Genomic DNA, 19,896 nt, shown 5'->3' on the forward strand with positions numbered 1-19,896 from the left:
CGCGCATCGCCGGGGGACCAGACGCGCGAGCGGACGCGTATCGACAGCGCGCTCGTCCGCGCCGCATCGGAACCGCGGAACGGAGCCTCGACGCGACTCCCGCGGAACCGCTACATTCGGAACCGCTCTCCGCCCGAACGGATGCTCCCATGACCGGTCTGTCCCGCCGCCATTTTCTCGCCTCGATCGCCGCTGCCGCCGCCGCCACGGGGCTCAGCGTCGACTCACTCGCCCCTACGCTCGCCCGCGCGGCGACCGCCCCCGAGATGCCCGCCGATGTGCCGACCACGCTGCTGCAGACCATCCGGCAGGGAGCGGTCGTGTCGGGGAGATACCGCTCACTCGTCCTCGGACCGGGCGAGCCGTACCTCCCGCGGCTCGACGTGCTGCGCCGCTCCCCGGGGGCGGGGCGGGCGGCCACCCGTCGTTCCCTGCTGTACCTCGGTCATCTCTCCGATCTGCACGTCATCGAGGCGCAGTCGCCGGGCCGCATCGAGCCGATGATCGTCCAGGACCACTCGGCCTGGGGCTCGGCCTTCCACCCGCAGGATCCGCTCAGCCCGCATGCGACCGCGGCCATGGTGCAGGCCTTCTCCGATGCGCGCTACAGTCCGCTGACCGGAGCGCCGATGAGTGCCGCGATCGTCACCGGCGACAGTGCCGACATGCATTCGCACCTCGAGCTGCGGTGGTACATCGACCTGATGGACGGCCGATCGGTCGATCCCGCCACGGGCGGCCCGAGGTGGCAGGGCGTGCAGGCGTGGGAGGAGGCCGTCTGGGCCTATCGCCCCGGCGATCCGCGCGGCGGAGCGTTCGGCGACTACGGGTTCCCGAGGCTGCCCGATCTTCTCGCGCAGGCCATCGCCGCCCCCGTGACGTCGGTGGGGCTCCCCGCCCCCTGGTACGCCGTCTACGGCAACCACGACACGCTGCTCTTGGGGACGTTCGACATCAGCCCGCAGCTGCGCGCGCTCGCCGTCGGCGCCCGCAAGTCCTTCACCCTGGATGCCACGGCGGGCACGGCCTTCGAAGGGTGGGCGGCGAGCACCGGTGTGCTCGGTCAGGCTCTGGCGGCGCTCGGGCTGGCATCCGGGAAGCCCGGGTTCCGCGGGGTGACCGCCAACCCCGACCGCTTCCTCTTCGAGCAGCTCGACTTCATGGCCGAGCACTTCCGCACCGAAACCACCCCGGGGCCTGTCGGACACGGCTTCACCACGCACAACCTCACCTCCGGTGAGACGTGGTGGCAGACCGACCTCGCTCCGCGCGTGCGCGCCTTCGGCCTGGACACCTGCAATGCGGTGGCCGGCCCCGACGGGGCGGTGCCCGCGTCGCAGATGACGTGGCTGCGCACGCAGCTCGAGATCGCGCAGCGCGACCAGGTGCTCGCGTTGATCTTCAGCCACCACAACAGCCTCACCCTGGAGAACCGCGCGACCCGGCCCGGCGTCGATGAGAAGCTGTACGGGGCGGAGGAGTTCGTCGCGATGCTGATGGAGTTCCCCGTCGTCGTCGGGTGGCTCAACGGCCACACCCACCTCAACCAGATCCTCGCCCACACGAGCGCGACCGCGGGGTTCTGGGAGATCACCACGGCCTCGTGCATCGATTTTCCGCAGCAGCAGCAGGTGGTCGAGATCGTCGACAATCGCGATGGGACGCTGTCGCTGTTCACCACGGTGCTCGACCACGCCTCGCCCGCCGTCCCCGGAGACTCGGGCTCGGTGGCCGATCTGGCAGCGCGCAGTCGCGAGCTCGCCGCGAACGACTGGGCCGAGACCCCGCTCATGCGTCGAGGATCTCCGTTGGATCGCAACACCGAGCTCCTGCTGCCGGCGCCTTTCGACCTTTCCGTCATCACCGACGCGCAGCTCGAAGCGCAGCACGTGGCCGAACGGGCGCGCCTGGTGGCCTACGAGACGGCGCGGGGACTGTGAGGCGCGCGGTCGCCGCCGTCGCGGTCATGGTCGGGGTCGTGCTCCTGGCCGGCTGTTCGCAGGTCGCCGCGATCGCGCCGGTGGGCGGCAACCACCTCACCGAGGTGCGATTCGCCGCGATCGACGTGCTGCACGAGCGCGGTATCGCCCTCGAGACCGTCCCCACCTGCACCCGGGCGGAGGACGGCGCCATCGCCTGCGCGGGCACGACGACCGACGCGGTCGCCGTCACGGTGCGATCGCCCGCCGCCGACCCCGACGCGTTCACCGTCGTCGTCGGGTCGGACACGGTGTTCGACGGCAGCGTGAGCGTCGTGATCGATCGCGCCGCGGGAGTCGCACCGTGAGGCGCGCGGCGGTGCTGGCCGCGGTGGTGCTCGCTCACGCCGCGGTGCAGGCACTGTGCGTGGTGCCTGGACTCACGCCGGCGGCTTCTCCGGCGTTCCTCGGGCTCGTGGGCGCATCGGTGGCCGCGCTGGTTGCGGCATCGACGGTCGTGCTGGTGCGCGCGGGCGAGCCAGGGGAGGAGTCCGTCCGACGGCGTGCTGCCCGGGCCGTAGCGGCCGTCGTCGTCGCACTCCTGATCGTCGGGGCACTCGCGGTGATCTCGGCACCCGCCGTGGTCCCCGCCGTCGTCGTCGCGTTCGTCATCGCCGCTCCCGCGGGCAACGGTGGTGCCACGGCGCTCGACGGCCTGCGCGCGTTCGCTCGGCATCCTCTGCGTTCCGTGCTGCTCGCTCTCGCCACCCTGCTGGGCGTGATGCTCCTCGCCGTGGCGGCGTTCGCGTGGGGGTTCTTCGTCACCGGCGCCCTCGGCGCGTTCGCCACGTGGGTCGTCACGGGCTCCGTGGGAACCGTGCTCGTGCGCGCGTGGGCGCGACGAGCGGTCCGCCCACCCGCCAGGCCCTGACCGCGTCGTCGCGTCGGCGCCGGCGAGGGGACGACGCTTCCTTCGTTTCCAGGCTGTGACGTTTTCGGACTCCGTCCAAACTGGGCGTTGGTGATCAATCCCCTCTGCGTTATGTTTGTGCAACGCGCGCCACTGCTGCCGCGCACAACGCTCAATCATCCCCCCGTTTGGAGCGCACTATGGGTCGAACCCTGCGTTCAGTCACGGCCATCGCATTGGCCGGACTGTTCACCGCCACAGGAGCCACCGCCGTTCAGGCCGCCGACGTGGGCGAGGGGGTGACGCCCCCCACCCCCATCGAGTCGGCCACCGGCCGCTACATCGTCGTCCTCGACGAGGCCCCCGTCGCCACCTACGACGGCGGAGAGCCCGGCTTGGACGCCACCAAGTCCGCAGACGCCAAGCTCGACCCCGACTCGCCCGCGGCGCGGGAGTACTCGGCCTTCCTCGAGCAGCGCCAGCAAGACGTCGCCGACGAGGCAGGCGTCCGCCGGGACACGACCTACACGGTCGCGGTGAACGGCTTCAGCGCCACGATGGATCCGAACCAGGCGGCGAAGCTCGCCGCCACCAAGGGCGTGCAGAAGGTCGTCCCCGACGAGATCCGCCACCCCCACGCGGTCCCCTCCACCGAGTTCCTCGGACTCGAGGGCGACAACGGCGTCTGGCAGCGCGTCGGCGGTGTCGACGCCGCGGGCGAGGGTGTGGTCGTCGGCGTGATCGACACCGGCATCGCTCCGGAGAACCCCGCATTCGCGGGCGACCCGCTCGGAACCACCGCCGGCGACGAGCCCTACCTCGACGGTAACGACGTCGTCTACCGCAAGGGCGACGGCTCCGACTTCCGCTCGCCCCGCGTCGCCGAGGGCAACGGCTGGTCGCTGTCGGACTACACCACCAAGCTGGTCGGTGCACGCTACTTCGACCAGGGTGCGGCCGCCACCGGCTTCATCTTCGAGGCCGACTACGTCTCGCCCCGCGACGGCGACGCCCACGGCTCGCACACGGCCAGCACCGCGGCCGGCAACACGGGCGTGGCCGCCGATGTGGAGGGCGTCGACTTCGGCGCCATCTCGGGCGTCGCCCCCGCGGCCAAGGTCGCCGCCTACAAGGCGTGCTGGGCCGGCCCCGACCCGCTCGTGACGACGGATGACGTCTGCGCCCTGAGCGACCTGCTCGGTGCCATCAACGCCGCCGTCGACGACAACGTCGACGTCATCAACTACTCCATCGGCGGCGGGGCGGCCAGCTCCACGTTCGCCCTCGAGGACCAGGCGTTCTTCAACGCCGCCGCGGCGGGCGTGTTCGTCGCGGTCTCGGCGGGCAACTCCGGTCCCGATGCCTCCACGGCCGACCACGCCTCGCCCTGGTACACCACCGTCGCCGCCTCCACGATCCCGACCTACGAGGGCACGGTGACGCTGCCGAACGGCTTCGAAGCCGCCGGCGCCTCGATCTCGGTCCCCGCGGGGGAGCAGGTCACGGCTCCCGTGGTGTACGCCGGTGACATCGCGGCATCCGGAATCGATCCCGCCAACGCGGCCCTGTGCCTGCTCGGATCGCTCGATCCCGCGAAGGCCGCGGGCAAGATCGTTGTGTGCGATCGGGGCGAGAACGCCCGCGTCGAGAAGTCGCAGGCCGTCAAGGACGCCGGGGGCGTGGGTATGATCCTCGTCAACGTCACCCCTGCCTCGGTCGACAACGACTTCCACGCGGTGCCGACCGTGCACCTCGACGCGCGGTACCGTGACGCTCTGCTGGCTTACGTGCGGGAGACCCCGGATGCCACGGCCACCCTCATCGGCGAGAACATCACCGACGTGGTGACCCCGACCCCGCAGGTCGCCGGATTCTCCAGCCGCGGACCGATGTTGGCCGACGGCAGCGACATTCTGAAGCCCGACGTGTCGGCGCCCGGTGTCGCGATCCTGGCCGCGGCCGCCAACGCCCCCGGCGCCAGCCCGACGTTCGAGTTCCTCTCGGGCACCTCGATGTCGTCGCCGCACGTCGCCGGTCTCGCCGCGCTGTACCTCGGCGAGCGACCGTTGGCCACTCCCGCCGAGGTGAAGTCCGCGATGATGACCACGGCATACGACACCGTCGACGCCGAGGGCGCCCCCGCGGAGGACCCCTTCGCCCAGGGCGCCGGTCATGTCGACCCGACGAAGTACTTCGACCCGGGCCTGCTGTATCTGAACGGCTCCGCCGACTGGGCGGCCTTCCTCCAGGGCAAGGGACTCTACGACTTCGGCGTGGAGCCGATCGACGGCAGCGACCTGAACCTCGCGTCGATCTCGATCGGTTCGCTGGCCAAGCCACAGACGATCACCCGCACGGTGACCTCGACGCAGGCCGGTTCCTTCTCGGCATCCATCGTGGTGCCCGGAGTGGATGCCGTCGTCGAGCCGTCGACGCTCGAGTTCGGCGCGGCGGGCGAGGAGAAGACGTTCACGGTGACGTTCACCCGCACGACGGCCGCCGCCGAGCAGTGGGCGACCGGCTTCCTCACCTGGGCGAGCGGTGACACGCAGGTGCGCTCGCCGATCGCGATCCGTCCCACGACCGCCGAGGCTCCCGCCGAGGTCACGGGCACGGGCCCGTCCGGCACCACGAACGTGGAGATCCTGCCCGGGATCAGCGGTGAGCTGCCGCTCACCCTGGCGGGCCTGACGGCCGAGACCCTGCTGACCGACCCCGACAACCCCGTCGAGGGACACTCCGGTGACCAGGACTCCGGTGACGCCGACGGTTATGTCCGCTGGATCGTGGAGGTGCCCGAGGGGACGACGCTCTCGCGGTTCGACCTCGATTCCTCCGACGACGCCGGCAGCGATCTCGATCTGTTCGTCTCGCGCGTCGTCAGCCCGGACGACCTGCGGTACTACGAGCGGTTCACCTCGGCGACGGGCTCGGCCGACGAACGGGTGTCGCTGTCGAACCCCACCCCGGGTACCTACCTCGTCGAGGCGAATGTCTACTCGTTCACCGCACCGTTCACGTGGGACATGACTTACGCGAATGTCGCCCCCGGTGGCGAGGGCCAGCTCACGGCGACGCCGAACCCGCTGCAGGTGGAGCAGGGCGTCTCGACCTCGTACGACCTGTCGTGGCAGGGTCTCGCCCCGCAGACGCAGTACCTGGGCGTCGTGACCTACGGCGATTCCGCGGTGCAGACCGTGCTGACGGTGGATTCGGGAGAGGCCGCCCCCGTCGTGGTCGAGGCCCCGACGGTGTCGGGGACGGCCGCGATCAACCGGACCCTGCGCGCCACCCCCGGCACGTGGGATCCGGCCGAGGTGACCACGACGTACCAGTGGCTCCGTGACGGCGAGCCCATCCAGGGCGCGACCGCGCAGACCTACCGCGTGCAGCGCGCCGACCTCGGTCGTGTGCTGAGCGTGCGGGTGACCGCCACGTCGACGGCCACCGGGCTGTCGGGGACCGCCGACAGCAACGGGGTGGCATCCGTCGTCACCTCGCGCACGGAGGTGACGGTGAGCCCGTGGGTCGGGCGCACCACCGACACGTACAAGATCACCGTGAAGGTGCGGCCCGCCGGCGGTCCCGCGGCGACGGGCGACGTGGTCGTCAGGGTCGCGGGCAAGGACTACCCCGCCACCCTGCAGGATGGCCGCGTCACGGTCACCCTCGACGCGCAGACGCGGGGCGCGAAGCTGGTCAAGGTCACCTACGGCGGCAGCACCACCGTCCAGCCGTCGGGCGCGAGCAGCGCGTTCATCGTGCTGCGGTAGTCACCGTCGAACCACTGCGGCGCCCGGGCTTCGGCTCGGGCGCCGCAGTGCTGTGCGCGGGGGCTCGAGCGCCGCTGTTCGCGTGGAGGGTCCCTGAGCCTGTCGAAGGGACCCGGGCGCCTTCGTGGTTTCGGAGGCTTCGACGGGCTCGGCCTCCTGCGTCCGTCAGGCGCGTCGCCGGCGGGGCGTGAGCCGCACCGCCGGCAGCGGTGGCGCCGGGATGCGCTCGGGACCGTGGTCGACGACCGTGCCGAAGCGCTCGCCCTGCGCCTCCCACTCCTCGCGGGCGACGACGATCTCGTCGTGCGATCGGCCGACGAAGTTCCACCACATCACGATGTCGGCCTCGAACGGCTCGCCGCCCAGCAGGAACACCCGGGCGCCTTCCTCGCTGCGGAGCTCCAGACGGTCGCGACCCTTACCGAGGTAGATCAGTCGCGTGTGATCGACGGATGCCGTCGTCCCCGGTTCGAGGGCGGGCGAGGGGCGCCGCGCGGCATCGGCGTGGGTGGCATCCATTCCCGTGATCGCCTCGGCGGTGCCGATCATGCCGTAGACGGCGTACTCCCACTCGGGGCGGAGGGGCACGCGCACGCCGACACCGGCGGGCAGGCGCACTTCCGCGCCGACGATCGGCGTGTGGACGGTCGCGGGCGACTGCACCGGGCCCAGCGCGCCCATCACGACCACGGCATCCGCCCCGTCGCCGAGGTCGAGCACCGGGAGGTCTTCGTGCCGTTCGAAGGCGGGCCCGCCGTGGCGCCGGGCTTCGGGCAGCGCGACCCACAACTGCAGCGCGTCGAGGGGGATCGGCTGCTCGCCCACCGAGTACTCCGAGTGCGCGATCCCCGCGCCGCTCGTCATGAGGTTGAGGGCGCCGGGGCGCACCACGACGTCGCTCCCCACGGCATCCCGATGCCTGACCTCCCCGACGATCGGCCAGGTGACCGTCTGCAGGCCGATGTGCGGGTGCGGCTCGACGCGCATGAGGGTGTCCTGCGGGCCGAAACGGTCGAGAAAACACCACGCTCCCACCATCGGCAGCGCACGATGCGGAAGGGTGCGGTGCACCTCCATGCCGCGCACGCCGCCGAGCGGCACCTCGCGTGCCTCGATGACCAGGGCGCGGGGTCCGTCGCAGTCGATCGGGCCCTCGGATGCCGGGGGTGCGACGTCGAGCCGGGTCACGACGGTTCGCTGGGTCCAGCGGAGTCCGCGGCATCGTCGTCGTTCGGCCACTCGACCACGAGGCCGGGCACGTCGTGTTCGCGCAGGAAGTGGGCGACGAAGGGGCAGGAGGGGATGACGGTGCCTCCGCGGCGGGCGAGATCCCCCAGCGCTTCGCTTGCCAGCGCCGATCCGAGCCCACGACCCTTGAATGCCGGGTCGATCTCGGTGTGGGGCAGGTTCAGGCGGTCCTCGCCCGCGGGGCGGAACTGGAGGAATCCACCGAGCTCGTCGCCCACGTGGATCTCATAGCGGCGTGCCTCGTCGTTGCGGGTCACGGTCAGTTCATCGGCCATCGGCGTCTCCTGTCGTCGGTGTCCCCTGCAACGTACGTCGAGTCGCCGGTGTTCCGCACCCCCTCGACACATCTGCAGAGAAGCCCGCCGTCTATGGTCGACCCATGCGACGCAACGGCGTGTGGTTCTCGGATTCCGGCGAAGGCGTCCCGCTGCTGGTGCTCCATCCCGGCGGAACGGACTCGCGATCGATGGGAGCACTTTGCGCCGAACTCGCCGACTACCGGATCCTTCTCATCGACCGCCCGGGCCACGGTCGATCGGCCGATGTGGACGGTCCCTGGTCGTTCGAGCGCATGGCCGACGTAGTGGCCGAGGTCCTCGACGACCTCGATATCGAACGTGTGCACGTGCTGGGGTGGAGCGACGGGGCGATCGTCGGACTCCACCTTGCGCTGCAACGGCCTGACCTCGTCTCCACTCTGGTGTTCGGGGGAGGGGTGTTCCACCACGAAGGGTGGCACGACGGTGTGCTCAGCGACGATCCGCCACCCGCGTTCATGGCGGAGTCCTACGCCGAGGTGTCACCGGACGGCGCAGCGCACTGGGCTGACGTGGTCGCCAAATCGGTCGAGCTGCACCGCGCTCACCCGTCGCTGACCGCGAACGACCTCCGCCAGGTGCGCCTGCCCGTGCTCGTCATCGTCGGTGACGATGACGAAGTCCGCTTCGATCACGTGGTGGGCATGTACGAGGCGCTTCCGGATGCCGAACTGGCGGTGATCCCTCGGTCCACTCACGGTCTGATCGTGGAGAAACCCGACGTCGTCGCGTTGTTCGTGCGCGATCTTCATCGCGGCGACCGCAGTGATGGCGTCGCGCCTCGACGCCGGGTGATGCGCGCATAGCGGCCCGGGGCCTGGATCGACGGGCCCGCCCGCGCACGCCGTTCGTCGCACCGTTTGCGCCGCTCACCGCACGACCCACGGATGCCGCTGGCTCACTGCCGTGGCATCCGGTTGGCTTTGCGAGTCCGCAGTGCCGCGAGCAGGAGAATCCATGAGCGCTTCCGTCGACGACGACATCGTCACCGATCCGAACCTTCCCCCCGTCGCCGTGGAGCCCGAGAAGCTCCGCAGCAGATGGACCCCCGCGAAGATCGCCCTCTGGATCGGGATCGCCCTGTTGGGCGGTCTCGGCTGGACGATGCTCGCGATCGTGCGCGGCGAGACGGTGAACGCGATCTGGTTCGTGTTCGCCGCCGTCTGCACGTACCTCATCGGCTATCGCTTCTACTCGAAGGTCATCGAGCGCTTCATCACGCGTCCCGACGACCGCCGGGCCACGCCCGCCGAACGCAAACAGGACGGCAAGGACTACGTCCCCACCGACCGACGCGTGCTGTACGGCCACCACTTCGCCGCCATCGCCGGCGCCGGGCCCCTCGTCGGCCCCGTGCTCGCCGCGCAGATGGGCTACCTGCCGGGCACGATCTGGATCATCGTCGGCGTCATCCTCGCCGGCGCCGTGCAGGACTACCTCGTGCTGTTCTTCTCGATGCGCCGCGGCGGCCGCACGATCGGGCAGATGGCGCGTGACGAGCTCGGCAAGATCGGTGGCACGGCGGCGATCCTCGCGAGCCTGCTCATCATGCTGATCATCGTCGCGATCCTCGCGCTCGTCGTCGTCAACGCTCTCGGTGAGAGCCCGTGGGGCGTGTTCAGCGTCTCGATGACGATCCCGATCGCCCTGTTCATGGGCCTCTACCTGCGCTTCATCCGCCCGGGCCGCATCACCGAGATCTCGATCATCGGTTTCGTGCTGCTGATCGCGGCGATCGTCGCCGGCGGCTGGGTCGCCTCGACCGAGTGGGGGTATGCCGCCTTCCACCTCGATCGCACCGTCATCGCGTGGGGCATCATCGTCTACGGCTTCGTCGCCGCGGTGCTGCCGGTCTGGCTGCTGCTCGCCCCGCGCGACTACCTCTCCACCTTCATGAAGGTCGGTGTCATCGTCATGCTCGCCGGCGCGATCGTGCTTGTGCGCCCCGAGATCTCGGTCCCCGCGTTCACCGAATTCGCCGGTGGTCAGACGGGCCCGGTGTTCAGCGGGCCGATCTTCCCCTTCCTCTTCGTCACGATCGCGTGCGGAGCGCTGAGCGGATTCCACGCCCTGATCGCTTCGGGGACCACCCCGAAACTGCTCGAGAAGGAGCGCCAGACGCGCTTCATCGGCTACGGCGGCATGCTCATGGAGTCGTTCGTGGCGATCATGGCGCTGGTCGCCGCGTTGTCGATCGACCGGGGCATCTACTTCGCGATGAACTCGTCGCCCGCGGCCACCCTCGGCACCGTCGAGGGCGCGGTGGCGTTCGTCAACGGCCTGGGACTCGCGGGTGTCAACCTCACGACCGACATGCTGACCTCCACCGCTGCGGCGGTCGGCGAGGAATCGATCGTCTCTCGCACCGGCGGTGCCCCGACCCTGGCGCTCGGTCTCGCGCACATCATGCAGCAGGCCCTCGGCGGTCAGGCGATGATGGCGTTCTGGTACCACTTCGCCATCATGTTCGAGGCCCTCTTCATCCTCACGGCGGTGGATGCCGGAACCCGCGTGGCCCGCTTCATGCTCCAGGACTCGATCGGCACCGTGATCCCCAAGTTCAAGGACCTCTCGTGGCGACCGGGTGCCTGGATCTGCACCGCGGTGATGGTGGCCGGGTGGGGTGCGATCCTCATCCTCGGCGTGACCGACCCGCTGGGCGGCATCAACACCTTCTTCCCGCTGTTCGGCATCGCCAACCAGTTGCTCGCCGCGATCGCGCTCGCCGTGGTCCTGGCCATCGTCGCCAAGCGGGGCCGCTCGTACTTCCGGTGGCTGTGGATCGTCGCGCTGCCCCTGGCCTTCGCCGCCGTCGTGACCATCACGGCATCCATGTACAAGATCTTCTCGCCGGTTCCGGCGGTGGGGTACTGGGCCAACCACTTCGCGTTCCGCAACGCCCTCGCCGAGGGCAAGACGGAGTTCGGGACGGCCAAGAGCGTCGCCGCGATGGAGGCGGTGGTGCGCAACACCCTCGTGCAGGGCGTGCTGTCGATCGTCTTCGTCACCCTCGCGATCATCGTCATCCTCATGGCCGTGATCGTCACCGTCCGGGCGATCCGCGCCGGCGGCGGAGAGAATCTCGAGGACGCACCCGTCCCCTCGCGCCGATTCGCCGCCGCGGGGTTCCTCGCCACCAGGGAGGAGCGCGCGATCGAGAAGGAGTGGGAGGCCCTCCCGGCCGACCACCCCGACCGTCCCTCCGTCTCCACCCACTGAGCGCTCCGGTGATGACCGACGTGGATGCCACGACCCCCGGCCCCCTGCAGCGCCTCGGCGCCCAGGTGGTGCGGGCGGGTCGTGGCATCCGGTGGTACGTCACGACGCTCATGGGCGACCGGGCGTACGACGTGTACGTGACGCACCTGCGCGCCCAACATCCGGATGCGAACCCGCTGACCGAGCGGCAGTTCTGGCGGCAGCGCACGGCGGAGCAGGACCGCAATCCGGGCGCCCGCTGCTGCTGAGTAGGCTGCGACAATGCTCGATGCTCCGCTGCTCGCCGGTGCCGCGGGGGTCGTCGTGGGCGCGGCGCTGACGCTCGTCCTGGTCTTCGCCCGCCGCTTCGCGCTCGCCCCGCGCGACCTCGGCAGCGACGCCGAACGGGCGACCCACCGCACCCTGCACGTGGCGGCGGCTGCGGCGGCGGCCCTTCGCGGGGGACGCGACGAACCGGATGCCGCTCGCGCGGCGAAGCACCTGCGCGTGCTCCTAGCCGCCGACGCGGTGGCGATCGTCGAATCGGCGGCCGACCGGGTCGCCGTCGACGGGCCCGACGCCCTCGCCGCCCCCGCCCGGCGCGTCGCCGCCCGCGTATACGAGTCGGGGCGTCGTCAGGTGTTCACCGAGGCGGGCGAGGCCGCGGTGGGCGCACCGATCGTCGTCGACGGGCGGGTCTGGGGCGCCGTGGTCGCCTTCGCCGCCGACGTCCGCGCGCCGCTCGTGCGGGCCACGGGCGATGTCGCCGACTGGTGCGCCGCCCAGATCGAGCTCGCGGGTCTCGATGCGTCGCGCGCGGCGCTCGCCGAGGCGGAGCTGAGGGCGCTGCGGGCGCAGATCAGTCCTCACTTCATCTACAACGCCCTCACGGCGATCGCATCCTTCATCTCGACCGACCCGCCCCGTGCGCGCGACCTCGTGCTGGAGTTCGCGGACTTCACGCGGTACTCGTTCCGGCGGCAGGGGGAGTTCACCACGCTGGCGGAGGAGCTGCGCAGCATCCACTCGTACCTCGAACTCGAGCGGGCCCGCTTCGGGGAGCGCCTCACCGTGCGGTTGCGCATCGCCCCCGAGACGCTGGCGACCGTCATCCCGTTCCTGTCGGTGCAGCCGCTCGTCGAGAACGCGGTGCGCCACGGGCTGGAGCGGCGCGAACGCGGCGGTGTGCTCACGGTGACCTCGATCGACGACGGCACGCACACCGAGGTGATCGTCGACGATGACGGAGTGGGGATGGATCCCGACGAGCTCGCGACCCTGCTCGACCTGGATGCGCCGTCGCCGCACGTGGGTCTGCGGAACGTCGATGCGCGACTCCGCCAGTTGTACGGGCCGGGAGGCGGTCTCGTCGTCGAGACAAACGTCGGTTCGGGCACCTCGGTGCACCTGCGCGTGCCCAAGTCCCAGCCCCAGCACGAGACGGCCCGTACATGAGCGTCGCGGTGCTCGTGGCCGACGACGAAGCTCCCGCGCGTCACGAACTCGCGGCGCTGCTCGCGGCCGACCCCCGGGTGTCGGTCGTGCACACCGCGAGCGGCGGTGCCGAGGCGCTGCGGGTGCTGGAGCGTGGCGAGGTGGCGGTGGCGTTCCTTGACATCCACATGCCCGGGATCACGGGGTTCGACCTCGCTCGGGCGCTCGCCGGCCTCCGCACGCGTCCGCCGGTCGTGTTCGTGACCGCCGACGACTCCGGCGCTGTGCGGGCGTTCGATCTGGAGGCCGTCGACTACGTGCTCAAGCCCGTGCGGGCCGAACGCCTGTATCGCGCGCTCGGCCGGGCCCTCGCCGTCGAGGCGGGTGCCGACGCGGCCGACGACGAGACGATCCCGGTCACGGTCGGCACGTCCACGCGTCTCGTGCGCCGGGCGGACGTGCGGTGGGTGCAGGCGAACGGCGACTACTCGCGCCTATACACCGCGTCATCCGATCACCTCGTGCGCGTTCCGCTGTCGGACCTCGCCGATCGATGGGCGGACGCCGGCTTCGTGCGCGTGCACCGTTCGTACCTCGTGCACCGCGATGCGGTGACCGAGGTGCGGCTGGCGGGGTCGGCGCCCACGGTCGCGCTCGCTGAGATCGAGCTGCCGGTCAGCCGTCGCCTCGTGCCCGCCGTGCGTGACGCGCTGCTGCGCTGACGGGGCCACCTCCACCGGTGCCGGCCGCAGAGCCCCGATGCGTCCGCCGGCGTCCGCCGGTAGAATGACGCAGGCGAACATTTCTGAAAGGGCGAGCCGCATGCGCAACATCAGTCCGGAGACTCTGCGCCGCACCGTCGAGAAGTCGACACGCTCCTCGGCCGCTCTCGAACGGCGCATCGTTCCTCCGACCTACGTGCGTTCCGAGCGGGTCGAGCGCTTCCTCGCCGCCCGGCGTGCCTCGTAGGCGTGCTGAATCCCGCCTACGGAGAGACTCCGCTCGACGCCGACGAGGCTGACGCCCTGACGTCAACTGCGCGAGCGATGTTGGGAGACGATCCCGATAAGGCCGATGTCTACGCGATCGAACAAGACATCAGTGACGAAGTCGGAATCGTACTCCTTCAAGAAATCCTCGATGGAGGACTGGGTCTAACAGAGATGTTCGACGACCAGTTCGTGCGCAGGTTACACCGCACCTTGTACGGCGATATCTGGCAGTGGGCGGGCACCTATCGGCTCACGGAGAAGAGCGTCGGCATCGATCCGGCTTACATCGCCGTGGAACTCCGACAGTCGCTGGACTCGATCGCCTACCGATGGAGTCATACGAACGATTGGTCGCCGCGAGAACTCGGCATCGCCGTGCACGCGGAGGTCGTTCGCATCCATCCGTTCGTCGACGGCAACGGTCGTGCGACGCGATTACTCGCCGACCTAGTTCACACCGCCGCTCAGGGTGAGTCTGACTCGTTCTTCGTATACGACTGGGACGTCGACAAACGCGCCTATATCGACTTGTTGAGGAGCTACGACGTCTCCCGGAACTCTGGCCCGTTGGCAGCTTTCATCCCCGTGACAGAAGTATTCGACTGACGTACGCGTGTCGCACCTGTGCGACGAGGTGTCACCCCGCCAGCGCGCGCGGGAGCCGGTCGCCGCGAAGTACATCGCACCCTTCCACTCCGGACCGCAGTGAGGGGGGCGCAGCCCTCACGCAAACGAGGCAGCGGATGCCACGATGGGATGCCATGACTCCCGAGCCGCGCCCCCTTCCGCGCGTGCGGGTCACGGCATCCACCGCGGGTCGGGTGTCGCGTCCCGTGACGCGCGGCGTCGCGCTGCCCGGCCGGGTGGCGGACGAGGCCGACGAGGTGTTCTCGCGCGGACTGGTGCGCGCGCAGCTGCGTCTCGCGCTCGGTTGCGTCGCGGCCTTCGTCGTGGTCGCTGCGGCCCTGGCGGGAGTGATCGCGGCTCTCCCCGCGCTGGGCGACCCGACGCTGTGGTCGGTACCGCTGTCGTGGCTGCTGCACGCGTACGGGTTTTACCCCGTGATCCTCGTGTTCGCCCTCATCTACGCCCGGGCCGCCGCTCGCAACGAGCGTCGATACCGGCAGCTCGCCGAACCCGAGGATGCCGCGTGAACCCGGTTCTCGACCTCACCGCGGTGGGGCTGCTCGTGGTGACGACCGCGGTGCTCGGGTTCGCCGGCATCCGGTCTTCTCGGACGCGCAGCGACTTCTTCGTCGCGTCGCGCAGCGTCGGGAGCGTCTGGAACGCCTCGGCGATCAGCGGGGAGTACCTGTCGGCGGGGACGTTCCTGGGACTCGCGGGACTCGTGCTGCTGTCGGGGGCGGAGGGCTTCTGGTTCCCGATCGGGTATGCGGCCGGGTACCTGCTGGTGCTGCTCTTCGTGGCCGCGCCCCTGCGCCGGAGCGGCGCGTACACGATCCCCGACTTCGTCGAGGCGCGGCTGGAGTCCCGTGCGGTGCGTCGGGTGACCAGCGTGGTGGTGCTCGTCATCGGGTGGCTCTACATCGTGCCGCAGCTGCACGGGGCCTCCCTCGCCCTGGGGGTGGTCGCCGACGTGCCGCGGTGGACGGGTGGGGTGCTCGTGGCTGTGCTGGTGGCCGCGGTCGTCGCCGCGGGTGGGATGCGCGCGATCACGGCGGTGCAGGCGTTCCAGTACTGGCTCAAGCTCACGGCCCTGCTCGTTCCCGCAGTGTTCCTGCTCGTGGCGCTGTCGGGCGGAGGCACCGACATCGACCCCGCCCGTGTGTTCCCCGCCGAGAGCGGTCCCGGCGCGATCGACGCGTACGCCACCGTCTCCCTGCTGATGGCCCTCCTGCTCGGAACGATCGGCCTGCCGCACGTGCTCGTGCGGTTCTACACGAGTCCGAACGGGGCGTCGGCTCGGCGCACCACGGTGGTCGTCATCGTGCTCATCGGAGCGTTCTACGCGGTGTCGTCGACGATGGGCCTGATCGCGCGCGTCGTGGCGCCCGACCTGGCGGTGGCCGGCGTCGCCGACACCGTGGTGCTCGCGCTTCCCTCGCGGGTCTTCCCGGGCTTGGTGGGGGAGCTGCTGACGTCGCTGCTGGTGGCCGGGGCGTTCGCCGCCTTCCTCGCGACGTCGTCGGGGCTCGTCGTCTCGCTCGCCGGGGTCGTCAGTCAGGACGTGTTCGGGGGAGGGGTGCGTTCCTTCCGCCTCTCGGCCGTGCTGTGCACGGCGGTGCCGCTCGCCGTCGCTCTCCTGACGGAACCGGCGGGGCTCGTCGCCAGCGTCGGCCTGGTGTTCGTCTTCGCAGCGTCCACCCTCTCGCCGGTGCTGCTGCTCGGCGTGTGGTGGCCGCGCCTCACCGCGCGCGGCGCGGTGGCGGGCATGGCCGTGGGCGCCGTCTCGTGCGGGGCGGCGCTCCTCGCGGGCGGGTGGCTCCGCGTCACGGGCGAATGGGCCGTGCTCGTCACGCAGCCGGCGGCCTGGACCATTCCGTTGACGACGGTCGTCATCGTGGCGGTGTCGCTGCTCGACCGGGGCGGCGCGCCCGCGCGGGTGGAGCGGTATCTGGCGCGGCTGCACACGCCGGACGCGTGAGGTGGTGGGGTTGGCGCGCGCGTGAACGCGGGGCGCGGGGTGCGCGGTGCCGCGCATGTCGGAACGCCGGGCCGCGGGCGCGCACGTGTAACCCGCGGGGCGCGCACGTGTGAACCGCGGGGCGCGCACGTGAAAACCGCGGGGCGGGCACGTGTGAACCGCGGGGCGCGCACGCATAAACGCTGTTCGTGCCCATGAACGCGATGTCCCCGTGTTTATGCGCACGAATCGCGTTCATGCCGCGGTCTCGGGCGGTCCATGCCCGTCGCACGCTTCGGCTGGGCCCGGCGACGTCAGCCGCGCGCCCGATGCCGGCGCACGGCTGCGCGGTTCGCGCATCGGACCGAGCAGTAGCGCTGCCGGCCGTTCCGCGTGACATCCACGACAACGTTCGCGCAGGGCTCGGCGCCGCACCGACCCAGTCGGTTCATCCCGCGGGTGACCAGGTGCAGAGACGTCCCGACCGAGATGACGGCCGCGAGGACACGAGGGAGGGTTTCGTAGTTATCGCGGTAGTGCAGGTGCCACCCCTCCCCGTCATGGTCGGTGAGGCGCGGGTAGGCGGCTACGGCCGCCATCTGCGCGTTGAGCAGGAGCGCGCGCTCGTCGGGGTCGGTCGCATCCACGACTCGGAGCCATTCGTCGATGACCCGTCGGGTGTCGACGTGATCGTCGGATGCCGCGGCGAATCGCATCGTCATCCCCATCTCGATCGTGCGCTCTTCGATGCCCGCGCGGTCGACCGGCCAGTCGTTGGCGAGCGAGGCCGCGAGAAGGACGGCGTACTCGCCGTAAGGGTTGAGATGCATAAGGACATTACATCAGGCTGGGCACATGACCGCCTCCCGACTGCTGCCCGCCGCGGCCATGGCCCCTCTTCACGAACACGCCTGGATCACCGAATCTCTCCACGCGACCAGTGAGGGACGTGTCCGATACGTGCGCTGCACCGGGTGCACCGCACGACGCATCGACCTCGATCCGGTCGTCCTCGCGCCGGCGTCCGCACTGTCGCGCGTGATCGGCTGACCCGCATCTCCGCGTGGAGCCCCTCCTCCCCAGGTGACTGACCCGCACGGGACCGGGCATGCACCGGTCGGTGTCGGCGGTCCGGGTTAACGTGGAGGGGTGACACATCCCGGCGCCGCCCCCGAGCCATACGCCGACGCGCCGCCCGAGCCGTACGGCGTCTTCGACGATCCGTACGCGGGCGCCGAGTGGGACCCCGATCAGTTCGCCCCACCCGAGGATCTCGACGCGCCGCCTCCGCCCGTCGATCCGTCGTCGCCGTTCGCGCGCGCGGTCGTCGCGACGGGCACCGCGCGCGAACTTCCGGCCGTGCGCGATTTCACCGGCCGCGACCCCCGCGAGGTGCTGCACGAGGTCTACGGCTACGACTCTTTCCGCGGCGACCAAGCCGACATCGTGCAGCACGTCATCGACGGCGGCGACGCGGTCGTGCTCATGCCCACCGGCGGCGGCAAGAGCGTCACCTTCCAGGTGCCGGCGCTCGTGCGGCCGGGCACGGGGCTCGTCGTCAGCCCGCTGATCGCGCTCATGCATGACCAGGTCGAGGCGCTGATCGCCAACGGCGTGCGGGCGGGCTATCTCAACTCGACGCAGGCTCCCGCGGAGCGTCAGGCCGTCGAGCAGGCCTACCTCGCGGGCGAACTCGACCTGCTCTACGTCGCGCCCGAGCGTCTGAACGGGGCCCAGACCCTCGCGTTCCTCGCCCGGGGTCGCCTCAGCGTCATCGCGATCGACGAGGCCCACTGCGTGTCGCAATGGGGTCACGACTTCCGCCCCGACTACCTCGCCCTCGGCGACCTCGCAGAGCGGTTCGCCGGCGTTCCACGCATGGCTCTCACTGCCACGGCGACGACCGCGACCGCCCAAGAGATCGTCGAGCGGCTGCGCCTGCGCGATGCCCGCGGCTTCGTCGCGAGCTTCGACCGGCCGAACATCCAGTACCGCATCGACGCCAAGGTCGACCCGAGGCGTCAGCTCGTGCAGTTCATCAAGGCCCAGCCCGACGGCTCGGCAGGCATCGTCTACGCACTCAGTCGCAAGAGTGTCGAGCAGACGGCGGCGTACCTCTGCACCCAGGGGCTCGACGCCCTGCCATACCACGCGGGCCTCGACGCCTCCGTGCGCGCGGCGAACCAGTCGCGCTTCCTCCGCGACGACGGCGTCATCATGGTCGCGACCATCGCGTTCGGGATGGGCATCGACAAGCCCGACGTGCGCTTCGTCGCCCACATCGACCTGCCCAAGTCGGTCGAGGGCTACTACCAAGAGACCGGACGCGCCGGCCGCGACGGCGACCCGTCGGTGGTGTGGATGGCCTACGGCCTCGGCGACGTCGTCCAGCAGCGCCGCATGATCGACCAGTCGCCCGGCGACCGTTCCTACAAACTGCGCCTCGGCCAGCACCTCGACGCCATGCTCGCCCTGTGTGAGACGGTCGGATGCCGTCGGCAGAACCTGCTCGATTATTTCGGTCAGCGCTCCGAGCCGTGCGGCAACTGCGACACCTGCCTCACCCCGCCCGACACGTGGGACGGCCTCGTCGCTGCGCAGAAGCTCCTGTCGACGATCGTGCGTCTGCAGCGCGAGCGCGGGCAGGCGTTCGGCGCCGGGCACCTCATCGACATCCTCCGCGGAGCCAAGACCGAGCGCATCGCCCAACAGGGCCACGACCGACTCAGCACCTACGGGCTCGGCGGCGACCTGTCCGATCAGGACTGGCGCAGCGTCATCCGTCAGCTGCTCGCCCGGGGCATCATCGTCGCTCAGGGCGACTACGGCACGCTCGCCCTCAGTGAAGCGTCGGCGCCCGTTCTGCGCGGCGAGGCGCCGGTGCCCCTCCGTCGCGACGTGCTCGGTCGCACCGGGGGAAGCGGCGGGGGGAGTCGTCAGCGCAAATCGAGCGCCGACGAGGTGGCACCCGCCGACCGCGACCTGTTCGAGGCGCTGCGCGCCTGGCGAGCAGAGAAGGCCCGCGAGCAGGGAGTACCGGCGTACATCGTGTTCGGGGATGCCACGCTCCGCGCCATCGCCGCCGCCCGCCCCGCATCGGTCGGCGACCTCGACGGCATCACCGGAATCGGCGCCAAGAAGCGCGAGGCCTACGGCGACGGCATCCTGACGGTCGTCGCCGCGAGCTGACGTGCGCGCGGGCCCGGTTCCGTTCGACCGGCTCAGAGCCTCGTCCCGAGGTGGCCGAGCCCGTCGGCGCCACCGGTCGTGATCTGACTCTGTGGGTTTGGAGGTGGCTGAGCCCGTCGGCGCCACCGGTCGTGATCCGAGTCCGTGGTTTAGGGGTGGCTGAGCCTGTCGATCCCACCGGTCGTGTCTCTCTCCAGCGCGCTCCCCGGGAATGTTGACCATCCACAACGACCCCGCGGTCCGCCACCCGGCAGGCTTGTCGTCGATCCACACAATGATTGCCCGGTCGTTGTCGAACACCTACCGTTATCGCCATCCCTGAGCCCCGTCGA

18 protein-coding genes are annotated in these 19,896 nt (G+C 70.6%); 15 read left to right on the forward strand and 3 right to left on the reverse strand.

The features are described 5' to 3' along the window. Window positions 1–149: 149 nt before the first annotated feature. The 4 genes from MT347_RS00755 to MT347_RS00770 all read left to right on the forward strand — a co-directional run bounded on the left by MT347_RS00755 (window position 150) and on the right by MT347_RS00770 (window position 6,602). Window positions 150–1,940, forward strand: coding sequence for a TIGR03767 family metallophosphoesterase (locus MT347_RS00755; RefSeq protein WP_243497172.1), 1,791 nt, complete (start codon window positions 150–152; stop codon window positions 1,938–1,940). Then, window positions 1,937–2,287, forward strand: a complete 351-nt coding sequence (locus tag MT347_RS00760; protein WP_243497173.1) for a hypothetical protein — start codon at window positions 1,937–1,939, stop codon at window positions 2,285–2,287. Before MT347_RS00755 ends, MT347_RS00760 begins: the two co-directional genes overlap by 4 nt. Next, window positions 2,284–2,850 carry a hypothetical protein gene (locus tag MT347_RS00765; protein ID WP_243497174.1) on the forward strand — a complete coding sequence of 189 codons (567 nt, stop codon included), beginning with the start codon at window positions 2,284–2,286 and terminating at the stop codon, window positions 2,848–2,850. Before MT347_RS00760 ends, MT347_RS00765 begins: the two co-directional genes overlap by 4 nt. 179 nt (window positions 2,851–3,029) lie before the next feature. Continuing rightward, window positions 3,030–6,602 (forward strand): S8 family serine peptidase, encoded by a 3,573-nt coding sequence (locus MT347_RS00770; protein ID WP_243497175.1) that lies wholly within the window; start codon window positions 3,030–3,032, stop codon window positions 6,600–6,602. Between the two features lie 165 nt (window positions 6,603–6,767). Here the strand turns inward: MT347_RS00770 and MT347_RS00775 are convergent, their stop codons facing one another. Next, a complete protein-coding gene (locus MT347_RS00775; RefSeq protein WP_243497176.1) occupies window positions 6,768–7,790 on the reverse strand; it encodes a pirin family protein in 1,023 nt (340 codons plus the stop codon). Further along, a complete protein-coding gene (locus MT347_RS00780) occupies window positions 7,787–8,197 on the reverse strand; it encodes a GNAT family N-acetyltransferase (protein ID WP_374206466.1) in 411 nt (136 codons plus the stop codon). The genes MT347_RS00775 and MT347_RS00780 overlap by 4 nt, the downstream gene beginning before the upstream one ends. 32 nt (window positions 8,198–8,229) lie before the next feature. Between MT347_RS00780 and MT347_RS00785 the strand changes: the two genes are divergently transcribed. From MT347_RS00785 to MT347_RS00825, 9 genes are all read left to right on the forward strand, one after another. Further along, on the forward strand, window positions 8,230–8,973 hold the full coding sequence (locus MT347_RS00785; RefSeq protein ID WP_243497178.1) for an alpha/beta fold hydrolase: 744 nt from the start codon (window positions 8,230–8,232) through the stop codon (window positions 8,971–8,973). A gap of 151 nt (window positions 8,974–9,124) precedes the next feature. Further along, complete coding sequence (locus tag MT347_RS00790) at window positions 9,125–11,386, forward strand: carbon starvation CstA family protein (protein ID WP_243497179.1); 2,262 nt, start codon at window positions 9,125–9,127, stop codon at window positions 11,384–11,386. 11 nt (window positions 11,387–11,397) lie between these two features. Then, window positions 11,398–11,634 (forward strand): YbdD/YjiX family protein, encoded by a 237-nt coding sequence (locus tag MT347_RS00795; protein WP_243497180.1) that lies wholly within the window; start codon window positions 11,398–11,400, stop codon window positions 11,632–11,634. Window positions 11,635–11,647: 13 nt separating this feature from the next. Further along, window positions 11,648–12,820, forward strand: coding sequence for a sensor histidine kinase (locus tag MT347_RS00800; RefSeq protein WP_243497181.1), 1,173 nt, complete (start codon window positions 11,648–11,650; stop codon window positions 12,818–12,820). Continuing rightward, a complete protein-coding gene (locus MT347_RS00805) occupies window positions 12,817–13,521 on the forward strand; it encodes a LytTR family DNA-binding domain-containing protein (RefSeq protein WP_243497182.1) in 705 nt (234 codons plus the stop codon). The genes MT347_RS00800 and MT347_RS00805 overlap by 4 nt, the downstream gene beginning before the upstream one ends. Before the next feature lie 100 nt (window positions 13,522–13,621). Next, the gene (locus MT347_RS00810; protein WP_243497183.1) at window positions 13,622–13,768 is read left to right on the forward strand and encodes a hypothetical protein; all 147 of its coding nucleotides are present in this window, start codon (window positions 13,622–13,624) and stop codon (window positions 13,766–13,768) included. A 2-nt stretch (window positions 13,769–13,770) separates the two neighbouring features. Next, window positions 13,771–14,397 (forward strand): Fic family protein, encoded by a 627-nt coding sequence (locus MT347_RS00815; RefSeq protein ID WP_243497184.1) that lies wholly within the window; start codon window positions 13,771–13,773, stop codon window positions 14,395–14,397. Between the two features lie 137 nt (window positions 14,398–14,534). Continuing rightward, entirely contained in the window at window positions 14,535–14,945 is a 411-nt protein-coding gene (locus MT347_RS00820; RefSeq protein ID WP_243497185.1) for a heavy metal transporter, read from the forward strand. Beyond that, window positions 14,942–16,396 (forward strand): cation acetate symporter, encoded by a 1,455-nt coding sequence (locus MT347_RS00825; RefSeq protein ID WP_243497186.1) that lies wholly within the window; start codon window positions 14,942–14,944, stop codon window positions 16,394–16,396. Before MT347_RS00820 ends, MT347_RS00825 begins: the two co-directional genes overlap by 4 nt. A gap of 293 nt (window positions 16,397–16,689) precedes the next feature. On the opposite strand, the gene MT347_RS00830 is transcribed toward MT347_RS00825, so the two are convergent. After that, window positions 16,690–17,205, reverse strand: a complete 516-nt coding sequence (locus MT347_RS00830) for a CGNR zinc finger domain-containing protein (RefSeq protein WP_243497187.1) — start codon at window positions 17,203–17,205, stop codon at window positions 16,690–16,692. 25 nt (window positions 17,206–17,230) lie between these two features. On the opposite strand from MT347_RS00830, the gene MT347_RS00835 reads away from it, so the two are divergent. After that, window positions 17,231–17,425 carry a hypothetical protein gene (locus MT347_RS00835; RefSeq protein WP_243497188.1) on the forward strand — a complete coding sequence of 65 codons (195 nt, stop codon included), beginning with the start codon at window positions 17,231–17,233 and terminating at the stop codon, window positions 17,423–17,425. 99 nt (window positions 17,426–17,524) lie between these two features. After that, a complete protein-coding gene (recQ, locus tag MT347_RS00840; RefSeq protein ID WP_243497189.1) occupies window positions 17,525–19,564 on the forward strand; it encodes a DNA helicase RecQ in 2,040 nt (679 codons plus the stop codon). The last annotated feature ends 332 nt before the right edge of the window (window positions 19,565–19,896 follow it).

This window comes from Microbacterium sp. VKM Ac-2923 (assembly GCF_022815605.1).
Taxonomy (GTDB): domain Bacteria; phylum Actinomycetota; class Actinomycetes; order Actinomycetales; family Microbacteriaceae; genus Microbacterium.